Annotated in this window: 20 protein-coding genes; 13 read left to right on the top strand and 7 right to left on the bottom strand. The window is 47.3% G+C overall.

Annotated elements, in window-relative coordinates:
• Window positions 1-116: 116 nt before the first annotated feature.
• Entirely contained in the window at window positions 117-668 is a 552-nt protein-coding gene (locus tag HP401_RS28335) for a nitroreductase family protein (protein WP_173607454.1), read from the top strand.
• Window positions 669-709: 41 nt separating this feature from the next.
• Here HP401_RS28335 and HP401_RS28330 read toward each other — a convergent pair whose 3' ends face one another.
• A complete protein-coding gene (locus tag HP401_RS28330; protein WP_173607453.1) occupies window positions 710-1,192 on the bottom strand; it encodes a DinB family protein in 483 nt (160 codons plus the stop codon).
• A gap of 145 nt (window positions 1,193-1,337) precedes the next feature.
• Between HP401_RS28330 and HP401_RS28325 the strand changes: the two genes are divergently transcribed.
• The gene (locus HP401_RS28325) at window positions 1,338-2,261 is read left to right on the top strand and encodes a LysR family transcriptional regulator (protein WP_173607452.1); all 924 of its coding nucleotides are present in this window, start codon (window positions 1,338-1,340) and stop codon (window positions 2,259-2,261) included.
• Between the two features lie 169 nt (window positions 2,262-2,430).
• Entirely contained in the window at window positions 2,431-3,201 is a 771-nt protein-coding gene (locus tag HP401_RS28320; protein WP_173607451.1) for an ANT(4')-I family aminoglycoside nucleotidyltransferase, read from the top strand.
• An 85-nt stretch (window positions 3,202-3,286) separates the two neighbouring features.
• On the opposite strand, the gene HP401_RS28315 is transcribed toward HP401_RS28320, so the two are convergent.
• The 5 genes from HP401_RS28315 to HP401_RS28295 form a co-directional block, all read right to left on the bottom strand.
• Window positions 3,287-3,661, bottom strand: a complete 375-nt coding sequence (locus HP401_RS28315; RefSeq protein WP_173607450.1) for a YybH family protein — start codon at window positions 3,659-3,661, stop codon at window positions 3,287-3,289.
• 535 nt (window positions 3,662-4,196) lie between these two features.
• Window positions 4,197-4,931, bottom strand: coding sequence for an amino acid ABC transporter ATP-binding protein (locus HP401_RS28310; RefSeq protein WP_173607449.1), 735 nt, complete (start codon window positions 4,929-4,931; stop codon window positions 4,197-4,199).
• Window positions 4,932-4,948: 17 nt separating this feature from the next.
• Entirely contained in the window at window positions 4,949-5,644 is a 696-nt protein-coding gene (locus HP401_RS28305; protein WP_173607455.1) for an amino acid ABC transporter permease, read from the bottom strand.
• Window positions 5,631-6,464: an amino acid ABC transporter substrate-binding protein gene (locus HP401_RS28300; protein ID WP_173607448.1), complete on the bottom strand. Its 834-nt coding sequence runs from the start codon at window positions 6,462-6,464 to the stop codon at window positions 5,631-5,633. Before HP401_RS28300 ends, HP401_RS28305 begins: the two co-directional genes overlap by 14 nt.
• 80 nt (window positions 6,465-6,544) lie before the next feature.
• A complete protein-coding gene (locus HP401_RS28295; RefSeq protein ID WP_173607447.1) occupies window positions 6,545-7,372 on the bottom strand; it encodes an amino acid ABC transporter substrate-binding protein in 828 nt (275 codons plus the stop codon).
• Between the two features lie 665 nt (window positions 7,373-8,037).
• Here HP401_RS28295 and HP401_RS28290 point away from each other — a divergent pair.
• Together HP401_RS28290 and HP401_RS28285 are read left to right on the top strand one after the other, a co-directional pair.
• Complete coding sequence (locus HP401_RS28290; protein WP_012685112.1) at window positions 8,038-8,469, top strand: acyl-CoA thioesterase; 432 nt, start codon at window positions 8,038-8,040, stop codon at window positions 8,467-8,469.
• A 2-nt stretch (window positions 8,470-8,471) separates the two neighbouring features.
• A complete protein-coding gene (locus HP401_RS28285; protein WP_012685113.1) occupies window positions 8,472-8,867 on the top strand; it encodes an FxsA family protein in 396 nt (131 codons plus the stop codon).
• Between the two features lie 76 nt (window positions 8,868-8,943).
• On the opposite strand, the gene ytvI is transcribed toward HP401_RS28285, so the two are convergent.
• Window positions 8,944-10,074: a sporulation integral membrane protein YtvI gene (ytvI, locus tag HP401_RS28280; RefSeq protein ID WP_173607446.1), complete on the bottom strand. Its 1,131-nt coding sequence runs from the start codon at window positions 10,072-10,074 to the stop codon at window positions 8,944-8,946.
• Window positions 10,075-10,497: 423 nt separating this feature from the next.
• Here ytvI and citZ point away from each other — a divergent pair, with 423 nt between their 5' ends.
• From citZ to HP401_RS28240, 8 genes are all read left to right on the top strand, one after another.
• Entirely contained in the window at window positions 10,498-11,610 is a 1,113-nt protein-coding gene (citZ, locus tag HP401_RS28275; protein ID WP_012685115.1) for a citrate synthase, read from the top strand.
• 153 nt (window positions 11,611-11,763) lie between these two features.
• Window positions 11,764-13,047 (top strand): NADP-dependent isocitrate dehydrogenase, encoded by a 1,284-nt coding sequence (icd, locus tag HP401_RS28270; protein WP_012685116.1) that lies wholly within the window; start codon window positions 11,764-11,766, stop codon window positions 13,045-13,047.
• A 52-nt stretch (window positions 13,048-13,099) separates the two neighbouring features.
• Window positions 13,100-14,038 (top strand): malate dehydrogenase, encoded by a 939-nt coding sequence (gene mdh / locus HP401_RS28265; protein ID WP_173607445.1) that lies wholly within the window; start codon window positions 13,100-13,102, stop codon window positions 14,036-14,038.
• A 691-nt stretch (window positions 14,039-14,729) separates the two neighbouring features.
• Window positions 14,730-15,425, top strand: a complete 696-nt coding sequence (locus tag HP401_RS28260) for a response regulator transcription factor (RefSeq protein ID WP_064201329.1) — start codon at window positions 14,730-14,732, stop codon at window positions 15,423-15,425.
• Window positions 15,426-15,438: 13 nt separating this feature from the next.
• Entirely contained in the window at window positions 15,439-17,202 is a 1,764-nt protein-coding gene (pnpS, locus tag HP401_RS28255; RefSeq protein WP_012685120.1) for a two-component system histidine kinase PnpS, read from the top strand.
• 106 nt (window positions 17,203-17,308) lie between these two features.
• The gene (gene phoU / locus HP401_RS28250) at window positions 17,309-17,965 is read left to right on the top strand and encodes a phosphate signaling complex protein PhoU (RefSeq protein ID WP_016738714.1); all 657 of its coding nucleotides are present in this window, start codon (window positions 17,309-17,311) and stop codon (window positions 17,963-17,965) included.
• Window positions 17,966-18,111: 146 nt separating this feature from the next.
• Window positions 18,112-19,200: a PRK06851 family protein gene (locus HP401_RS28245; RefSeq protein WP_173607444.1), complete on the top strand. Its 1,089-nt coding sequence runs from the start codon at window positions 18,112-18,114 to the stop codon at window positions 19,198-19,200.
• 92 nt (window positions 19,201-19,292) lie between these two features.
• A complete protein-coding gene (locus HP401_RS28240; RefSeq protein WP_173607443.1) occupies window positions 19,293-20,237 on the top strand; it encodes a VanW family protein in 945 nt (314 codons plus the stop codon).
• Window positions 20,238-20,371: the final 134 nt, after the last annotated feature.

Raw genomic sequence — 20,371 nt, 5'->3', positions numbered from 1 at the left:
CATGATGGTGTGCAGTTTCGTTTACTTCGTACTTGATTTTGCCGAGTGTACACGATAACATATGTTCTAAATAAGAGTGATAACCATTATCAAAGTTTGGAAGTCAAGAGAAGAGGGTGACCTTTGTGTCTATTGCCAAAATCATTCGAGAGCGCCGCTCTATAAAAAAAGACTATAAGCCAGATCCTGTGCCCGAAGAACTTGTTCTGGAGCTGTTGAATGACGCAGTGTACGCGCCGAACCATTGTATTCGTGAGCCATGGAGATTTATGTTTGTATCTTCAGAGAAAAAAGAAGCGTTTGTCGAGAAGTTGATCACCTGCTATCCGCCAGAAGCCCATCAGGCGCGCAGAGACATGTACAACCAGCCAGCAGCTTATTTGGTTGTTATCATGAAAGAAGATCCGCGCCAAAAACAATGGGAAGAAGATTTCAGTGCGACGGCTGCTCTCATTCAAAACTTCCAGTTGCTCGCATGGGAGCGTGGACTAGGCGTCGTCTGGAAAACAAACGTGCACAACTGGGACCCGAAGGCACACGCTATTTTGGGTGTTTCGCCAGGAGAGAAAATCGTTGGTTTCCTGCACCTCGGTTTTTTCGATCAGGAAAATGTACCAGCAGCTCGCACACGCACACCTGCCGAAGAAAAGTTCACTCGGTTCGAATAAACGAAAAAACGAGACCATTCGATGGTCTCGTTTTTTTGTAACTACTTTGCTGCTGCTTCCTGTGCGATGACTTTTACCATACTGGAAATGATTCCTAGATGGATGGACTCGTGCATGAGGGCAAAGTTAAAGACTTCTCCTACCGTCGTAAATTGGAAGGGACCCATTGTAATGGGGGCAGGCAAAGCTGCTTCTAGCTGCTCAGGGGTAACGGAGGCCAGCAGATCTAGTTGTACGGACAAGTAGTGAATCAGTTCATCTTTCGAGGGAGGTGCAGTCGTCCAGTCAGAAGGCTTCGTTCCCGTCTGAAAAAGAGTAGCGTAAGTAGCGGGCAGGTCAGATTGGTAAGGCAAGCCGATGGACAGGAAATGCTGAAAACAAAAGACGATATGCCCGATATTCCAGCGAAGTGTATTTGAAAAAGCGGGAGATTGAACATCCAATAGCTCCTCAGGAATCATGGGAATCTGCTGCAGACCAATTTGACGAACGGATGTGGCAGAAGTGATCATGCTTTGAGACATAAGACAAAACCTCCCTATCATTTTCCTATGATTGACAGCGCTCTTACCGTCATCTAAAGTGTACGTCGTAGGGGAAAACGCAACAATCATGCTTTTCCGATTAGAATGATTAGTAAAAATGATCATGGGCGCAAGGGGTGAAGCAATGGAGCTCAGGCAATTGGAGTATTTTATGGCAATATGTGAGGAAATGCATTTCTCCCGGGCCTCAGAAAAGCTGTGTACCTCTCAGTCCAATCTCAGCCAGCAAATCAAGTTTTTAGAGAACGAGCTGGGTGTCCCGCTGTTTGACCGCTTGGGCAAGCGAATCACGCTGACAGAAGCAGGAAAAGTATTGCTGGAACAGAGTCGGCATGTTTTTTCCCATATCGACTACGCACGTGAAGCAATTGCAGCCATGAAAAACAACGAAGGAGGCACGCTCACAATCGGTGTCCTGCCTGGCGATGCTGACCTGTTGTTTGATGCTCTTCTTGTAGAATTCCACCGCTTGTATCCGAAAACATCCTTATCCGTCATAGAGTCTACACGAATCGTGGAGCAAATCACATCCGGTGAGATTGATTTGGGCGTGACTGTGTTACCTGAGCCGGATGAGAGAATCACTGTCATTCCGCTATTTCATGAAGAGTTCGCGCTTGCCGTTCATCGCACACATCCACTCGCCAAGGAAAAGGCAATCAAGTTTGGGCAGCTTCAAGAGGTAAAAATGGTGATGTTTCCGCCGGATCATCAAGCAAGACAGCTCATCAATCGCTATTGCATACAGGAAGGCTTTCGTTTGCAGCCTCATATCGAAACCACCACACTCCAGTCTCAATTGAGTCTTGTAAAAAAGGGGATCGGTGGCTGTATCCTGCCTAGCTTACTGCTGCAAAACGTAAACGACGACGAGATTGCGATCATCAATCTCTTGCATCCGACACCCAGCCAAGACATCTGTCTGGTTTATCGCAAGGATAAATATATGGGGTTCGCCGCTCGTACCTTCATCGATACGCTACAAGCGTATATTCAATCGGCCATCGACAACGCGCAGGCTTCCGCCATCCATAATCATCACTCGTAAGATTTTCCTTTCCTTGGTAAAATAAATGCATATCATGACAAACTGTACGATCTGGTCGATGGGAGGAAGTTCACATGCATCCAAAAAAAGTCCCCCGTTAATCCCGAGGTCCTCCATTCATGTATTTGTGTCAGCTCACCTCAAAAAATATCAAGGGAGATGTACGTAAATGAACATGAATGGACCTGTAAAAATGTCTCGAAGTGAACGATTTCAAACCTGCCAAGAAATTGCTGCGAGATTGCATGACGTGTACAAAGAAAAGATTCTGGCCATTGGGGTGTATGGTTCTATTTCTCGTGGGACAGACGGCCCTTATTCGGATATCGAGATGTTTTGTGTACTAGAAGAAACAGGGGAAGAAATAGAATTTAGCTACGAATGGTCAGCGGGACCTTGGAAGGCGGAAGTGAATGTGTGCAGTGCAGATGTTTTGCTGAACACTGCGTCTACTGTCGAGGATGATTGGCCGCTGACGCATGGACCATTCTTTTCTCCGCTGAGTCTATACGATCCGAAGGGCTTTTTTGAAACGCTCAAAAAAGCAGCAGAATCACCATCGCAGGAAGAGTTCACAGAGAATATCAACGGTATTCTCGTAGGGGAAATGTACGAGTTTATTGGCAAGTTGCGAAACGTAAATCTAAATGGCCCACATACCTATCTGCCCTATTTGGCCATGCAATTTGCCCAATACGGTGCGATGTTGATCGGGCTGCATAACCGAAAGCTGTACTCGACAGGGGCCAAGGTTTTGCCAGAAGCGCTCGAATTACCGCATCGCCCGGCTGGATACGATCAGGTAGCCAGATTGGTAATGGCGGGAGATCTGACTGATCCAGCAAAAATCGTTACCGTTTGCGAAGCATTCTGGGATGGTCTCCAAGAGTGGGCTGCACAACATCACTATGTGATTCATTCAAAGCGAATCCCTTTTTAATGGATAAAAAATGAGACCCCTTGTAATGTAGGGGTCTCAACCTTTCAAGAAAGCCTTGCTTCCTAGCGAGGCTTTTCTTTTTTGCTTACTCAACTTTGCCGCTCAAATGCTCATGAATGAGCTTCCATTCATCTGTCTCCGTTTTCGTGAAAATATTCGTGGCTCTGCCACTTCCCTTGACGAATTCCCCGTTGTAATAGCCTTGGTATTGATACGTATATACACAGCTAGCGGATCTTTGATCGACGGAAATCCACTGGACATCCGTAGCCGCATAAACTTCATCCTTGATCAGATGCCATGCATTTTCAAAGTAAGCGCGGATCTCACTCATGGATGTACAAGTCTTGTCGGAAAACCAGTAAATGGCATTCGGATGAAGCACTTTCTCTACATTGGCAAAGTCATGTGTATTAGTAGCATCCATATATTGCGCTAACGCCTGTTTATACCCTTCCACAAATGATCCCTCTCTCCGCTGAAAATGGTCTATTTATCCATATTTTATAGGTTTGCGGCAAAGAAAAAAAGCCCGCCCGATGTAGAAGGGGGCTATTCGGGCGGAAATGGAGGACGTAATGTCCATCGTAGGGTCTGACACATTCATGATAGTTGTCTGATGTTAAGGAAGAGTAGAGAGAACATGAAGCATTTGTTAATTTTTAGGTTTTGTCTAAATGCCGAGGGGCAAGCACCCGTTTTTTTTCTTTTTGATCGCTGGAATAGACAGGCATCCATACAGGGGAGATGCGGCTGTCATAAGCTGAATGCAGTACTGATCCTTGCCAGCAGATCGGTGCTTCCATCTGATCTCAATGAGAGGAGGAGAGAAGATCATGGGTTGCAATCGCGATGGTTTCGGCTTTTTTGGTGGCGGGTTCATTTGGATTCTCATTATTATTTTTCTAGTAATTTGCTTCTTTGATGATTAAGGTACGATTGCAAAGAAAAGACTCTGTGCTCTTATACGAGAGACAGAGTCTTTTTTTTGGTTACTACTTCAAATGCTGCAAAAACTGACGTGTGCGTTCCTCACGCGGCTTTGCGAACAAGTGGGAAGGGGTATCTCGCTCCACGATGACGCCTTGGTCCATGAAAATCACCTCGTCGGCAACTTCGCGGGCGAACCCCATCTCGTGTGTGACGACGATCATTGTCATTCCTTCCTGGGCTAGCTCCTTCATCACCTTCAACACTTCGCCAACGAGCTCCGGGTCGAGAGCGGAAGTAGGCTCGTCAAATAGCATGACTTGCGGGTCCATTGCCAGTGCCCGAGCAATCCCTACGCGCTGCTGCTGTCCGCCAGATAACTGTGCAGGAAAATGGTCCAGCTTGTCACCGAGACCAACCTTTGTCAGGAGAGCAGCGGCTTTCGCACGTGCTTTTTCTTTGTCTTCTTTTTTGACAGTGACAGATCCCTCCATCACATTTTCAACGGCTGTCATATGCGGGAACAGATTGTAGTTTTGAAACACCATGCCGGTTTGCTTCCGCAGCTTCGGAATACTTGTTCGCTCAACTTTTTTGGAAAAATCCAGCTTGACGTCCCCGATCTGGACGCTGCCGCTGGTCGGAACCTCAAGTGCATTCAGGCAGCGAAGCAAGGTTGTTTTCCCGGAGCCAGAAGGACCGATGATAACGACTACCTTTCCTTTTTCCACCGAGAGGGAAATGCCTTTGAGCACATGTAAGGTGTTGAATTGTTTATGCACATCCGTGATCGTAATCATTCGTTTTCACCTGCTTTTTAGACATAACGGTCCAGCTTGTTTTCGATGCGATCCTGGATAATGGAGAGTATGAAGCAAATCACCCAGTAGATAAGGGCCGCTTCCGCATAGACGAGCAACGGCTCATATGTCGCAGCAACGACTTCTTGGGCTTTGCGAAACATTTCCGGTACGAGAACGACCGAAGCCAGCGAAGTATCCTTGACCAAACTGATAAACGAGTTGGACAAAGGAGGAATGGAGACGCGAGCTGCCTGAGGGAGCACGACCCTGCGCAGTGCTTGCCAGTAGGTCATTCCCAGAGAGTAGGCTGCTTCCCATTGCCCTTTTTGAATCGACAAGATCGCGGCACGTACTACCTCGGAAGAGTAGGCACCGACGCTGAGAGAGAAGCCGATGATTGCTGATGGTATCGGATCGATCATTAAGCCGACGCTCGGCAAGCCATAAAAAATGATGAACAATTGGACCAATAGCGGGGTACCGCGAATGATCGATACATAAAAGCGGGCGATGCCAATCAGCGGCTTAATGCCGGATAGTCGTGCCAGCGCAGTGAGAACGGCAAGGATCAGACCAATGAAAAAGGCAGCAATGGCGATTGTTAAAGAATAGAGCAAGGCTCCTTTCAACAGAGGAAGAAAGGAGCTTTGCGCGATATCGATCCATCGGTTCAGGCGTTCTGGGTTTTCAAAGAAGCTACTTAGAGACATCTGCACCAAACCATTTCTCTGATATTTTTGCGAGGGTACCATCTTTCGTCATGTCATCCAGTGCTTTGTTGAATGCATCAACCAGCTCTGTGCTGCCCTTGCGGAAAAGGAAGCCGTTTTTCGCTACGTTCGGATCTTTTGCGATAATTTTGATCGGAACATCAGGTTTTTGCTTCATGAAGTCCAACAGGGAAATCCCATCGTTGATTGTAACGTCTACACGCTTGGAAACAAGCAGGTCAATCGCTTGGTTAAAGCCTTCCACACCGACGATTTCCGCTCCGTTTTTCTTCGCGATATCTGTGAGGTTGCTCGTTAATGTTTGCGCTGCCTTCAGACCTTTAATGTCCGCAAAGCCTTTTACGGTCGTGTTGTCTTTATGGGTGACAAGGACTGCTGTGGAAACGGTATATGGATTGGAGAAATCGTATTTTTCCTGACGATCAGGGCGAATGCCTACCTGATTCGCTACGACATCAAAGCGCTTGGAGTCAAGTCCAGCGAACATGGCATCCCATTGTGTTTCTTGAAACACAGGCTCGACGCCGATGCGCTTTGCTACCTCTGTCACGACCTCCACATCATAGCCTGTCAGCTTGCCAGACTGATCGTGGAACGTAAACGGCGCGTATGTGCCCTCGGTTCCGATCAGCATTTTACCGTCAGCTTTTACTTTTTCCAACAAGTTTTGTTCTTTTTTCTCTTCTGTTGGGGCAGGAGCGGCATTATTTTGCGGTGCCTGTCCTGTTGAAGACGACCCGCAACCTGCCAATGCGACTAACAGAGTGGAAGCGAGAAGGGAAAATAATAGTTTTTTCATAAAGTAACCCCCACTAAACCGATGTGAATTTGAATAGGAACATACTAAAAGGGACAGACAATTTTGTCAACGGCTAAGAATTACTTCGTGATATCTTCGCCGAACCATTTGGTGGAAATTTTGGAAAGGGTACCGTCCTGCTGCATTTCATCGAGCACCTTGTTAATCGCGTCAGTTAGTTCTGTGCTTCCTTTACGGAACATGAAAGCGGTTGGTTGACCCTCTGTATTTTTGGCCACGACTTTGATTGGCGTATCCGGCTTTTGCTTCAGGAAATCAAGCACCGACAAATTATCATTAATCACAACGTCCACGCGTTTTTGCGCGATCAGGTCAATCGCTTGATTGAAGTTGTCTACACCGACGATTTCTGCTTCATGGGAGCGTGCGAGATCAGCGTAGTTACTGGTCATGGATTGTCCGGCTTTTAAGCCTTTAATATCCTTGAAGTCTTTGACGGTGTTATTGTCCTTGTGCGTAACCAAAACCGCACGGGAAATCGTATATGGCTTGGAGAAATCGTATTTTTCCTGACGATCAGGACGGATTCCTACCTGATTGGCAATGACGTCAAAGCGCTTGGAGTCGAGTCCCGCAAACATGGCATCCCACTGGGTTTCCTGGAACACAGGCTCTACACCGAGTCGCTTGGCAACCTCCGTGATTACTTCCACATCATAGCCAGTCAATGTGCCCGACTGATCATGGTACGTAAACGGAGAGTATGTACCTTCCGTACCAATGACGAGTTTCTTCTCGGCTTTCACTTTTTCCAGCAAATTTTGCGAAGCTGCTTGATCAGCAGGTGGAGTCGTATTATTCGGCTGAGAAGGAGAACCGGAAGTGCTGCAGCCAACCATTCCCAGTAGCAGGCAAGAGAGTAAGGTAGAAAGAATGACTTTTTTCATGTTGTAATCCCCTTTATGTTAATCGGATTTCATGGATTCATAGTAGTGGTCGTTCATGCCTTTGTCAATCTTTAAATTGTTAAATCCTATTTGATTACTTTGAATTGAGATTTATGCGGCTGCGGTGAAGAGAAGAATATTTCCAGTCTAGGCTCCAGGCTCCGTCCTGCTGAGGGCTGAGACTGTCCGCTCCGAAGGGATTCGCGGGGAAACGCAAAAGTGGTAGCCGCTACGTCGCGTGGGCACGGTTGCGTTTCTGATGCCCGCGAATCCCTTCTCCGCTCGGTAGGACTCCACAAGTAGCTACGTCTGGAAATATTCTTCTCTGTCGTGACTGAGGACATTTCTTCATTCTTTTAAATCTTTAAAGCCCGTTAAAAAACGGAAAGCTCGTAGAGGAAACAGGAGAAAAAAGCGAAGATCATAGGGACACCGCCCGAGGTGCAATGAAAAAAAGAGAAACAAGCTTTTAGCGTCCACCTCTGAGACACCCCCTGAATGGACCACTTTGGACGCGGGTTTCGCTTTTTTTCATGGAGCCGGACAGTCAATCCCACAGCGGGTGGCCCTAGAATCTGAGCGTTTTCTCCTGTTTCCTCCCCACCACTACAGCCACATAGGGGTACTATGGTACAATCATCCTATAGAGAAAGGAGCGATCCAAAATGACTCCGTTTATTCATTCCCATCGATTGCGTGTCCGCTATGGCGAAACCGATCAAATGGGTGTGGTCTACCATACGAATTATTTGAACTGGTTTGAAGTAGGAAGAACAGAACTGATTCGTCATGCGGGAATCACCTATCGTGAGCTCGAGGAAAAAGGCGTACTTCTGCCTGTTACAGATGCGAACATCTCTTACAAACAGCCCGCCCGCTATGACGACGAGGTAGAAATACGCACACGTGTAAAAGAAATCAGTCCTGTCCGTCTCACATTTGCTTACGAGATTGTTAGATTGCCTGACCAACAGCTGTTGGTGTTAGGTGAGACGATGCATGTATTTACCAACACAGCTTTGAAGCCGATTCGCTTGTCTCGAGCGGTACCTGACATCTATGATTGGTTGGACTCCCAGCATAAAGGAGGGGAATAGGCATGTTCCGCTTTTTTGCCATTCTATTTGTCGTTGCGTTTGGTTTAGAGCTTTGGGGGCTTATTACCATTGGATCGTGGATCGGCGGCTGGAATACAGTCGTGCTGGTCATTCTGACGGGGATCTTGGGAGCTTGGCTTGCGAAGCAGCAGGGGATGCAAGTATTCCGCATGGTCCAACACCAGTTGTCGCGTGGCCAAATGCCTACCGATTCGCTTATCGATGGTGTCTTGATCCTGATCGGTGGCATTTTGCTCTTGCTGCCTGGATTCGTCACGGATGTGATTGGGTTGGTTTTCCTTATTCCGTACACGCGGATGATCATTCGTCATCTATTAAAGCGCTGGCTGTGGAACCTTATCTCGTCTGGCCGTGTTCAATTGTTTTTCCGCCGCTAATACAAATATTCCTTATGAAAAAGAACCGCTCCGAGCTACGTACAAGCTGCTCGCAAGCGGTTCTTTTTACATGAGGTCAGGTTTTCCTCCCACGGATGTAGCCCCATACATCTACGAAGACGTTGGCTTTTACCAAAGCGTTGATCATGACGAGTGAAACAGGTCCGATGATCAAGCCCAGGAATCCGAATAGCTGGAGACCAACAAACAGCGCGACTAGCGTGAGGAGCGGGTCGAGACCGACGTTTTCGGCAACGACTTTTGGTTCGATAATTTGACGGAAAATCAAGACGACCCCGTACAAAATGGATAAGCCAATGACCATCGTGTAATTACCTTTGAAAAACATGTAGATGATCCAAGGAACAAAGACGGTCCCTGTCCCAAGATAAGGCAAGAGATCGACCAAGCCCGTGATCAAGCCAATCGTAATCGCGTACTCGACACGCATGACCAACAGGCCAATGATGACGATGGCAGCGGTTAAGGAGATGAGGGTCAACTGCGCCTTGACGAATCCGAACAAGGCATTGCGCAAATCGATGAAAATTTGATCGAGACGGCTGTTTACCCCAGTTGGCAAAAGACGACGAGCCCGCGCTTCCCAAAGGGAAAAATCTTTAGAGATAAAGAAGGCACCCATGATGGAAATAACGGAAACTGTTGCCATATTAGGGAGTGAGAGAAGCAGGTTTTTCAATCCATCCAGGAATTTGACGATCAAGTTCTGCCCGACATTCGTGATGGTCGAGATTGCACTGCCTACCGTACTGGCGAGCTTCTCTTGGTATCCTTGATCAAGCTGAGCATAAAACCACTGAATCTGATTGTACAGTCCCATTAAAAAGTCTTGAGAAATTGTAGTTTGCAAATAATGGGCCAGCTCCTGTGCAACGACTGGCAAACGCTTGGCCAGCTCTCCGATTTCCACGACCGTTTCCGTGATGATCAGTGTGGCCACTCCGCCAGCGAGCAGTATCAAAACCAAGAGCGCGATAATGACCGAAAGCCAGCGGGGAATCCGGAACTTTCTGGTCATAAACGTAACGGGCTTGTTGATGATGAGCGCAATGAGTAAAGCGATTATAAATGGGTACAGTAAAGGTGTTGCGTGTTGGAATACCCAAATCCCTACATAGACAAGCAGGCAGACCCATAACAAGCGAATGATTTGAAAGAGGCGCTCTACCCAGTTTTCCTGATTCAAACGATTTCTCCTTTCCGCCGCGAAGGTGCGAACATAATCTGATGTTTCTATTATGCAGTATGCCTCATAGGTGGAGCAAGAACGCGAAAAAACAAAACTCCGTTTCACCCTTCGAAACATTTTTTCGCTAACCTTATTCACAAAATCGCAATAATCTTTTATAATTGGGTCGTCTTAGTGGATTCTTTTCTCTCGCCTCTCCCCTTACACGAGCGTCATTTTCATGTATGACCTTGTGAGGATTTGCGTGGATACATTCCCTGTCAAGAGTGGTGGATGAAAGAAACCGCTGCTTACAATTTCATAGATAGGATGTTCAAAAAGTCGTCTATTTTGAACTTGATCAGGCCGTTTATCAGTCATGGCGGACAAGCGAAGACTAGATAAGCACTACTACTTGAGTGGAAAAGGAGAGGGAGTTCTATGACAACTACTCGTGGACTTGAAGGCGTTGTTGCCGCTCAATCATCTATCTGTTCGATCGTCGATGGGGTTCTTTGTTATGGCGGGATCAACATCGATGAGCTGGCAGAACATGCAACTTTTGAAGAGGTTGTATATTTGCTCTGGCATGGAGCGTTACCGAAGCGTGATCAGCTGGACGCTTTGAAAAAACAATTGGGTGAAAATGCAGCAGTGGCCAAAGAAGTGCTGGAAAGCGTTCGCCACTATCCAAAAGGCGTACACCCAATGGCGGCGTTGCGCACAGCTGTCTCTTCGTTAGCGCTCTACGACACAGAAGCGCAAGATATGTCTCCAGAAGCCAACTATCGGAAATCGATCCGTCTGATGGCACAAACTCCTACCTTGATCGCTGCTTACGAGCGTATGCGTAAAGGTTTGGAGCCAGTAGCTCCACGTGCAGATTTCACGATTGCACAAAACTTCCTCTACATGCTCACAGGCCAGGAGCCAACAGAAACAGCAGTAAAAGCGTTTGACGTTGCTCTGATCCTGCATGCTGACCATGAGTTTAACGCATCTACATTCTCTGCTCGCGTAACTGTTGCAACTCTGACTGATATTTATTCCGGTATCGTGTCTGCAATTGGTACGCTCAAAGGCCCTCTGCATGGTGGCGCTAATGAAGCAGTAGCGAAAATGCTGAACGAAATCGGCGGTATGGCTAATGTAGAATCCTACATCCGCACCAAGCTGGATAACAAGGAAAAAATCATGGGCTTCGGACACCGTGTATACAAAGATGGTGACCCACGTGCGAAATGGCTGAAAGAAATGTCCAAAGCACTGACCGCGCAAATCGGTCGCCCTGAGCTGTTTGAGATGTCTGTGAAGATCGATGAAATGATTTCCGGTGAAAAAGGATTGAAGCCAAACGTTGACTTCTACTCCGCATCTGTTTACATTTCGCTCGGCCTCGAAACGGACCTGTTCACACCGATTTTTGCTATCAGCCGTATGTCCGGTTGGACAGCACACATCATGGAACAGTATGAAAATAATCGCCTGATCCGTCCTCGCGCGGATTACACCGGTCCGGTCAACCAACACTACGTTCCAATTGACCGCCGCTAAGAACTCGCTATTTTCGAGCGTGGAGGGCAGGTGGTCAGCCAGGCTGATCGCTCCTGAGCGCAAGCTTGAGAACTACCACAAGTGAGTGGTAGTTCTCCTACGTCTGGAAATATTCATAATCACCAAATATATATAACACTGGAGGGATTTTTTGTGTTTAAAAACCTGACGCAACCAACTGTAGGCGAAAAAATTACTGTGGATAACGGTAAACTGGTAGTTCCAAACAATCCAGTCATTCCTTTCATCGAGGGTGACGGTACTGGCCCTGACATTTGGAAAGCTTCTGTTCGCGTTCTGGATGCAGCTGTAGAAAAAGCTTACAAGGGCGAGAAAAAAATCGCTTGGTTCGAAGTATTCGCAGGTGAGAAATCCTTCAACCAATACAGCGAGTGGCTGCCAGAAGATACGCTGACTGCTGTTCGTGAATACCTGATCGCAATCAAAGGTCCTTTGACTACGCCAGTAGGCGGTGGTATCCGTTCTATCAACGTAGCACTGCGTCAAGAGCTGGATCTGTATGCTTGCGTACGTCCTGTTCAATACTTCGATGGTGTTCCATCCCCAGTGAAACATCCTGAATTGACTGACATGGTAATCTTCCGTGAGAACACTGAAGACATCTACGCTGGCGTAGAGTGGGCTGAAGGTACTCCAGAAGTGAAAAAAGTAATCGACTTCCTGCAAAACGAAATGGGCGTGAAGAAAATCCGCTTCCCAGAAACTTCTGGTATCGGTATCAAGCCTGTTTCCAAAGATGGTACAGAGCGTCTGGTTCGTGCAGCGATCAACTATGCGATCGAGAACAACCGCAAATCCGTTACCCTTGTACACAAAGGTAACATCATGAAGTTCACGGAAGGTGCTTTCAAAACTTGGGGTTATGCAGTAGCTGAAGCAGAATTCGGCGACAAAGTATTCACTTGGGCACAATACGATCGTATCAAAGCTGAAGGCGGCGACGCTGACAAAGCACAAAAAGAAGCAGAAGCAGCTGGCAAAATCATCGTGAAAGATGTTATTGCTGACGCGTTCCTGCAACAAATCCTGACTCGTCCAGCTGAGTACGATGTAGTAGCAACACTCAACCTGAACGGTGACTATGTATCTGATGCATTGGCTGCACAAGTAGGCGGTATCGGTATCGCTCCAGGTGCAAACATCAACTACCTGACTGGTCATGCGATCTTCGAAGCAACTCATGGTACAGCTCCGAAATACGCTGGTCTGGACAAAGTAAACCCATCCTCCGTGATCCTGTCCGGAGAAATGATGCTGCGTCACCTGGGCTGGAACGAAGCAGCTGATCTGATCATCAACTCCATGGAAAAAACCATCTCCGCGAAAACAGTAACATACGATTTCGCTCGTCTGATGGAAGGCGCAAAAGAACTGAAATGCTCCGAGTTTGCTGACGCTCTGATTCAAAACATGTAAGATAGATTTGGGTACAAATTTTTACACTTACATTTTTGGAGGGGAATAGTTCATGGCATTCAACCGTAAAAAAATCGCTGTTATCGGTAGTGGCTTCACTGGTGCAACAACTGCATTCATTTTGGGGCAAAAAGAACTGGGCGACATCGTATTGGTTGACATTCCGCAACTGGAAAACCCAACAAAAGGTAAAGCGCTCGACATGATGGAATCCGCGCCAGTATTAGGCTTTGATGCAAGCATCACAGGTACTGCGAACTATGAAGACATCAAAGATGCTGATCTCGTCATCATCACAGCTGGTATTGCCCGCAAGCCAGGCATGTCCCGCGATGACTTGGTTAACACGAATGCTGGCATTATGAAATCTGTTGCAGAGCAAGTAAAAACATATGCACCTAACTCTATCGTGCTCGTACTATCCAACCCAGTTGACGCGATGACGTACACCTTCTTCAAAACGTCCGGCTTTCCGAAAGAGCGTGTAATTGGTCAATCCGGCGTTCTGGACACAGCTCGTTTCCGTACCTTCGTGGCTATGGAGTTGAACGTATCTGTAGAAGACGTAACGGGCTTCGTTCTGGGTGGTCACGGTGATGACATGGTTCCTTTGGTTCGCTACTCTTATGCTGGTGGTATTCCATTGGAAAAATTAATCCCGAAAGACCGTCTGGATGCGATCGTAGAGCGTACCCGCAAGGGCGGCGGCGAGATCGTAAACCTTTTGGGGAACGGTTCCGCTTACTATGCACCTGCGGCTTCCTTGGTACAAATGGCTGAAGCCATCATCAAGGACAAAAAACGCATTCTACCATCCATCGCTCTTCTGCAAGGAGAATACGGCTACAACGATCTCTACCTGGGAGTACCGACTCTGCTCGGCACAAACGGGATCGAGAAAGTGATCGAATTGGATCTGACTGCCGAAGAGAAAGCAGCGCTCGACAAATCTGCTGACTCCGTTCGCAGCGTAATGGCTGTTTTGAAATAAGATTAATACATGTAAGACGCCTTTCTTTGGGAAGGCGTCTTTTTTATTAAAGTTGCTGTGGTGGCGGAAGAAGCGAATTTCCAGTCTACGCTTCGGCCTACGCCCCGCAAGGGGTATGACTGTCCGCCCCGGAATAAATGGCGGGAGCGCTTCAAACGTAGAAGTTTCGAGGGAGGATTTCATAAGTGAAGCTGAAATTCCCCGCCATTTATTCCGGAGCTGAGCTGGGCTCCAGAGGCGCTTGGACTGGAAATTCGCTTCTTCCACGTAGCTTTTCAGTTTTTTAAAAAGCGCTCAATGAAAAAGGGATGTGATTTTAAACTCTAGAAAACTTCACTGAGCCCACTTGCAAAACGTTGTAAAAGCAATATATACATCTATAGCTGTCCGAAAGCACTGTCACATGTTTGGAAGAACGCAGAGAGGATACAGGCGACTGGAAAACATGTGGCAGGGCTTCTCCCGACCACTACAGTTTGAAGGCATTTTTAATATAGTACCTTTACCTAAAAGAGGAATACTATTGCCAAGCAACTAAGTTCTATGTACGAACAGCATGTCTTTACAAAAAAATTACTTGTTTTCCGCAATCAGCATTGGCAGACTGAGTATTGTAGAGAGAAGTATTTTTCAGGGGACGTAGGATAGAAAATCGAGCGCAAGCATTGCAACGCTAGGGGGAAACAGACAGATGATCAAAGTATTGGTAGTGGATGACGAAGCTTCTATTGTAAAGCTATTGCAATTTAATCTTGAAAAATCAGGATTTCAGGTCGTAACTGCTTTTGACGGTAAACAGGCCTTGGAAGTGGTTAAGAGCGAGCAGCCTGATTTTATCATTCTTGATTTAATGCTTCCCAAGATGGATGGAATGGACGTATGCAAAACCTTGCGCCAAGAACGCAATAATACGCCGATCTTGATGCTTACAGCGAAAGATGATGAGCTCGACAAGATTTTGGGCCTTGAGCTTGGTGCCGATGATTATTTGACAAAGCCTTTTAGCCCGCGAGAAGTAATTGCCCGGGTGAAAGCCATTCTGCGGCGGTTTCAGAACACGCCAGAAGCGACTACAGGGCCTCAAGAGGTGTTGCTCCAATTCGGGGATATTCGCATTTACCCGGAGAAGTACGAGGTGTTCTGTAAAGACGTCAAGGTCGAGCTGACGCCAAAGGAATTCGAGCTGCTCAACTATTTAGCGAGTCACCAAGGGCGTGTACTGACGCGCGATCAATTGTTGAACGCTGTTTGGAACTACGATTTCATCGGGGACTCTCGAATTGTGGACGTTCATGTCAGCCATTTGCGCGAAAAGCTTGAGGATGACACGAAGAACCCGAAATACATTAAAACAGTTCGCGGATTAGGATACAAACTGGAAGGATAACGGAGGATTTACCTTGACTCGCTTTCGAATCAAACTCACTTTGACTATTTTGGGTTTAATCTCTCTCGTACTATTGGTGATGGGTATGTATTTTGCCAAAGTGCTTGAGAATTCCTACCTCCAATCACTGAATGAGCTATTGTCTCGCGAGTCGAAGCTCATCGCTCAGGCGGTCCGATTCCCGGACGTCTTTTCTGATAAGGCGACGTTAGAGGATCGGGTTAAACAAGTAGCGCCAGCAGATGAAGTACGGATCACCATTATCGACAAGGATGGTCAAGTGATGTACGACAACTCCTCCCATTCGGAAGAGATGGAAAACCACCATGACCGACCAGAGATGAAGGCAGCGTTACAAGGAGAAACAGGGATTTCCCGCCGTTTCAGTGAGACGCTCGGCTATGACATGATGTACGTTGCAGTACCTGTTGAACTGAACAACGAAATATTCGGTGTTGTTCGTTCAGCGATGTCAATGAAAGATATTACCGATACGATCCACAAAATGTGGTACAGCTTACTCACTGGTTTATTGGTTACTTTGGTAGTCGGATCGATTGTCGTTTCCCGCATTTCCTTTTCCATTATTCGTCCGATCGAGGAGATCACCCGGGTAGCCCGCAACATTACACAGCGCCAATATGAGAGCCGTGTGAGAATCAAAGCAAAGGATGAGATCGGTCAGCTTGCAGGCGCGATCAACTTCATGGCATCGAGCCTGGAGCAGCAGATGTACGAAATTTCGGAGAATCAGCAGCGTCTGGCAGGGGTGCTGACCAATATGACGAGTGGCGTGATCTTCATTTCAGAGCAACGTCGGATCATGCTGGTCAATCCAGCCGTTGAAAAGCTGTTGGGGACTGCTGGACATGAGATCGTAGGGAAGCTGCATATCGAGGCAGGCAAAAGCTTTGGGCTCAGCCAATACATCGACAGGTGCCTCGATAGAAGCGAGAAGTTCCGTCAAGAGGTACACATCTATTACCCGCAGGAACGAATCCTTGACGTGAATTTTGCTCCCTATATCAACTTTAAGGGGGAGTCGCGGGGTGTGGTCGTGGTACTGCATGACATCACGGACATTCGCCGCTTGGAGAAGATGCGCAGTGAATTCGTAGCAAACGTATCGCATGAGCTACGTACGCCGATTACCTCTATCAAGGGCTTCACGGAGACCTTGCTTGAAGGCGCGATGCAGGACGAGGAAACATGTCGCAATTTCCTGCAAATCATCTCGGATGAGAGCGAGCGGCTCTACCGAATGATACGCGATATCTTGGATCTCTCCAAAATCGAGCAAAAGCGAATCCCATTGCATCTGGGTCAGGTTCACTTACAGGATTTGATCAGTTCAGCAGTTGCCATTATGCATGACCAGGCACAGCGCAAGGAATTGACGATCACGCTCCCTTCACCGAAGCCAGATATTTGGCTGATGACCGATAAGGATTGCTTGCAGCAGATCATCCTGAATCTGTTGACGAATGCGATCGCCTATACGCAAGAAGGTGGAAAAATCAGCATCAAGACAGAAGCAGATAGCGAAAACATCACTATACAAGTCATGGATACCGGGATCGGCATTCCGGAAAAGGAGCTCACGCGTATCTTTGAGCGGTTTTATCGTGTAGACAAAGCCCGCAGCCGCGATTCAGGTGGAACAGGTTTGGGCCTCGCAATTGTGAAGCATCTCGTGGAAAATTTGCACGGGCATATTAGTGTGGAGAGCAAGGAAGGAAGAGGGACAACCTTCACAGTTACACTCCCCCTTACCTAAAAACAACTGCAAAAAGATTTACACAAACAAAATAGTAGCTTTACTTCTACAATACAATCGCCTTGTACCATTTGACATGTCAGACACAAGAAGGGGGAAGAGGGAAATGTCACGGCATGCTTTTGAAGAACAGCAGGATGTACTGCACCGCAAGCTCATGACGATGGGCACATTGGTGGAAGAAGCCATTCATAAATCGATTAAGAGTCTGGTTGAGCGGGATGCCCAACTGGCTGAACAGGTTATCGCAAGCGATCCTGTAATCAATGAGTTGGAGCAAGAAATACAGAGCGATTGCTTCCGTCTCATTGCGCTACAGCAGCCAGTCGGTGGTGACTTGCGACGCTTGGGAACTATGTTGAAGCTGGTGACGGATTTGGAGCGCATGGGTGATCATGCCGTTTCCATTGCCAAGACGACCCGACGCTTGATGGCGGACCCGTACGTCAAACCTCTCATCGATATTCCGATGATGGCTGATCACGTCAAGGCTATGGTGCGTGATTGCTTAAATGCCTATATTGCACGCAACAAAGAAGCGGCAGAAGAGATTGCCTCACGCGACGACATTGTTGATAAACTGTACTCCACGATTTTCCATGATCTGATTGAATTGATGACGAAAAACAGTCAGGCCATTTCGCAAGGAACGCATTTGCTCTTGGTCGCGCAATATTTGGAACGGATTGCCGATCATGTTACGAACATCTGCGAATGGATTATCTATATGTCTACTGGAAAAATGACGGATTTGAATAAATAATACCCGAATGACCAAAAGCCGCTGTGAGCTATGAATATTAGCTGGCAGCGGTTTTTTCACGGTTGTAGACAGACGCCTATTTTCCCTTTTGTGCATACAATACATCGATTCAATGGCAGCAAGAAGAAGTACAGGAGGGAAAGGCAATGACCACAAAAGTCCGCCATATATATGCCGCAGGGAATACTGCGCGAGGATACAAGACGTTTTATGACTCCGTATTGGAAGGCTTGGAGCGTGTTTATATTTTGACAGGGACAGTAGAAGGAATTACTTCACCGCTCATAGAAGCGATTGGCAATCAAATAGCACGAGTGACAGATGAAGTGGAGTGGATTCATTCGCCTTTTGTGAACGGACAGTTTGATGGTGTTATTTTTCCAAAGTATAAAGTGGCGATCATGGATGGAAGCTATCCCCGGATTTGGAGACCCGCTTCTCCGGGTGTAAAGGAAATTCAGGTAAATTTGCAGTCGATGGTCAACATTGATCAGCTGGTGGATGAAAAAGACCAGATTGCCAGTTGGTACGAAGAGATTTTTAGGAAGAGTGAAGAGGCATACCAAGCTTTTGGCGAGGCGCTCCGCATCCACGATGAGTGGGAGGCTCCCTACATTGAGCACCTCAACAGAGAAGAAGCCAATAGCGTTACGGAAGAAGTAAAAGCCTTGTTCTTCGGAGGGGAGCAACTGGAAAAGAAAGCAAAGGTAAGGCGTATGTATTTGGGGGCAGCGACGCCGCAGGGGCCCGTAGATCATATCATGAAGCTGACCGACCATTTGAAGAAGCGCTACTTTATCAAGGGCAGACCAGGCTCTGGCAAGTCTACTATGCTAAAAAAGTTGGTGGAGGAAGCCAAAACACGCGGCTTTGACGTGGAAGTGTACCACTGTGGATTAGACCCGCACAGCCTTGATATGGTAATTGTTCCTGAGAAGGGCCTCGCTATTTTTGACAGCACCGCTCCTCATGAGTATTTTCCAAGCAAAGAGACAGATGAGGTTATCGATATGTATGAACGGGCAATTGAACCTGGCACAGATGAGGTATATGAAGAAGAATTAATGGATATTCAGGTCAGATACAAGCAAAAAGTGAAGGAAGCAACGGCGAATCTTCTCGCTGCCAAGGAGCTGCGCGACCAGTTGAACAATGCTTACCAGGAAGCGGTGGACCAGCAGCGTCTCAGGGCAGTTACGCAAGCAATTGTCAGCAGACTGACGAAGATGAGCTAATCGTATTCAAGTCCTAGAATGAAACCCGTTCGACTGCTCATACTACAAGAACGGAAGAGGATCGTTGTTGGAGAATGGAGGTGAGCAGCCGGATGGGTTTTGCTATGACGATGGCTCTGTTACTGTTAATCAATCCCCTCGACCCAACGAATTTTTTGCAGGTAGAGTTCGAGGGCAAGACAGTAGCTATCCTCAATCGGGCTGATTATGCTCTTCCCTTTGATGGCGTTCCTTTGGTCGATGACAGCAAGCTTGCGCGAATGGTGGAAGAGTTGGCGAAAAAAGCGTACATCGAGCCGATCAATGCAACGATTAATAACGCCGGGGCCATCGTTCCAGAAGCCAAGGGAAGAAAGCTAGATGATCTGGCATTTCACGCACGTTTTTACGATTATTTTTACGGTACGGGAGCCGCAAGCATGCATGTCAGCTATAAAGAGATATTCCCGAAGGTAGACAAGGCTCTCATGAGTCAGGTTCGGAAAAAAAGGATCGGACAATATGCGACTTATTTTAATGCAGGCAACCGGAATCGTGTACACAACATCAAGCTCGCCTCGCAGGCGATTAACAATTACGTGGTGTTACCAGGAGAAGTTTTTTCTTTTAATAAGGTAGTGGGCCAGCGTACGAAAGAAAAAGGGTATTTGCAGGCGCCTATCATTGTTAGAGGAGAGCTGTCGGAAGGCATCGGGGGAGGAATCTGCCAAGTATCGTCTACGTTGTTCAATGCTGTAGATCAGGCAGGTCTGCACATTATTCAGCGCTATTCCCACAGTCGAAACGTAGCGTATGTACCTCCAGGTCGAGATGCAACCGTGAGCTGGTACGGCCCTGATTTTGTGTTTCAAAACAAATACGCTTATCCCGTCTTGATTCGTGCGATCGCGAGCAATGGAAGCATGTACGTGACGGTTCACTCTTTTCCAGAAATGGAGCATGAGCCACGAAATGTACCAAGCGTACGCCGCACGACCCCTGAAGAAGCACCGGATGCTCCATCTATTTTGAATGAAAATGGACCGACAATCCCTTAGAGATGAGAAGGGGTGTCGGTTTTTTTGCTTTTAGTACGAGGCTGCGGTGGGGAGAAGAATATTTCCAGTCTAGGCTCCAGGCTCCGTCCCGCTGGGGGTTGAGACTGTCCGCTCCGAAGGGATTCGCGGGGAAA

It is taken from the genome of Brevibacillus sp. HB2.2 (genome assembly GCF_013284275.1).
GTDB classification, from domain to species: Bacteria; Bacillota; Bacilli; order Brevibacillales; family Brevibacillaceae; genus Brevibacillus; species Brevibacillus brevis_D.
This window is presented reverse-complemented; position numbering and strand designations above follow the sequence as displayed.

Bases quoted from the DNA above. Each gene is read 5' to 3' on its own strand.
- HP401_RS28330 (WP_173607453.1), bottom strand. From the start codon at position 1,192: ATGTCTCAAAGCATGATCACTTCTGCCACATCCGTTCGTCAAATTGGT.
- HP401_RS28325 (WP_173607452.1), top strand. From the start codon at position 1,338: ATGGAGCTCAGGCAATTGGAGTATTTTATGGCAATATGTGAGGAAATG.
- HP401_RS28320 (WP_173607451.1), top strand. From the start codon at position 2,431: ATGAACATGAATGGACCTGTAAAAATGTCTCGAAGTGAACGATTTCAA.
- HP401_RS28310 (WP_173607449.1), bottom strand. From the start codon at position 4,931: ATGATTACGATCACGGATGTGCATAAACAATTCAACACCTTACATGTG.
- HP401_RS28305 (WP_173607455.1), bottom strand. From the start codon at position 5,644: ATGTCTCTAAGTAGCTTCTTTGAAAACCCAGAACGCCTGAACCGATGG.
- HP401_RS28300 (WP_173607448.1), bottom strand. From the start codon at position 6,464: ATGAAAAAACTATTATTTTCCCTTCTCGCTTCCACTCTGTTAGTCGCA.
- HP401_RS28295 (WP_173607447.1), bottom strand. From the start codon at position 7,372: ATGAAAAAAGTCATTCTTTCTACCTTACTCTCTTGCCTGCTACTGGGA.
- HP401_RS28290 (WP_012685112.1), top strand. From the start codon at position 8,038: ATGACTCCGTTTATTCATTCCCATCGATTGCGTGTCCGCTATGGCGAA.
- HP401_RS28285 (WP_012685113.1), top strand. From the start codon at position 8,472: ATGTTCCGCTTTTTTGCCATTCTATTTGTCGTTGCGTTTGGTTTAGAG.
- citZ (WP_012685115.1), top strand. From the start codon at position 10,498: ATGACAACTACTCGTGGACTTGAAGGCGTTGTTGCCGCTCAATCATCT.
- mdh (WP_173607445.1), top strand. From the start codon at position 13,100: ATGGCATTCAACCGTAAAAAAATCGCTGTTATCGGTAGTGGCTTCACT.
- HP401_RS28260 (WP_064201329.1), top strand. From the start codon at position 14,730: ATGATCAAAGTATTGGTAGTGGATGACGAAGCTTCTATTGTAAAGCTA.
- phoU (WP_016738714.1), top strand. From the start codon at position 17,309: ATGTCACGGCATGCTTTTGAAGAACAGCAGGATGTACTGCACCGCAAG.
- HP401_RS28245 (WP_173607444.1), top strand. From the start codon at position 18,112: ATGACCACAAAAGTCCGCCATATATATGCCGCAGGGAATACTGCGCGA.
- HP401_RS28240 (WP_173607443.1), top strand. From the start codon at position 19,293: ATGGGTTTTGCTATGACGATGGCTCTGTTACTGTTAATCAATCCCCTC.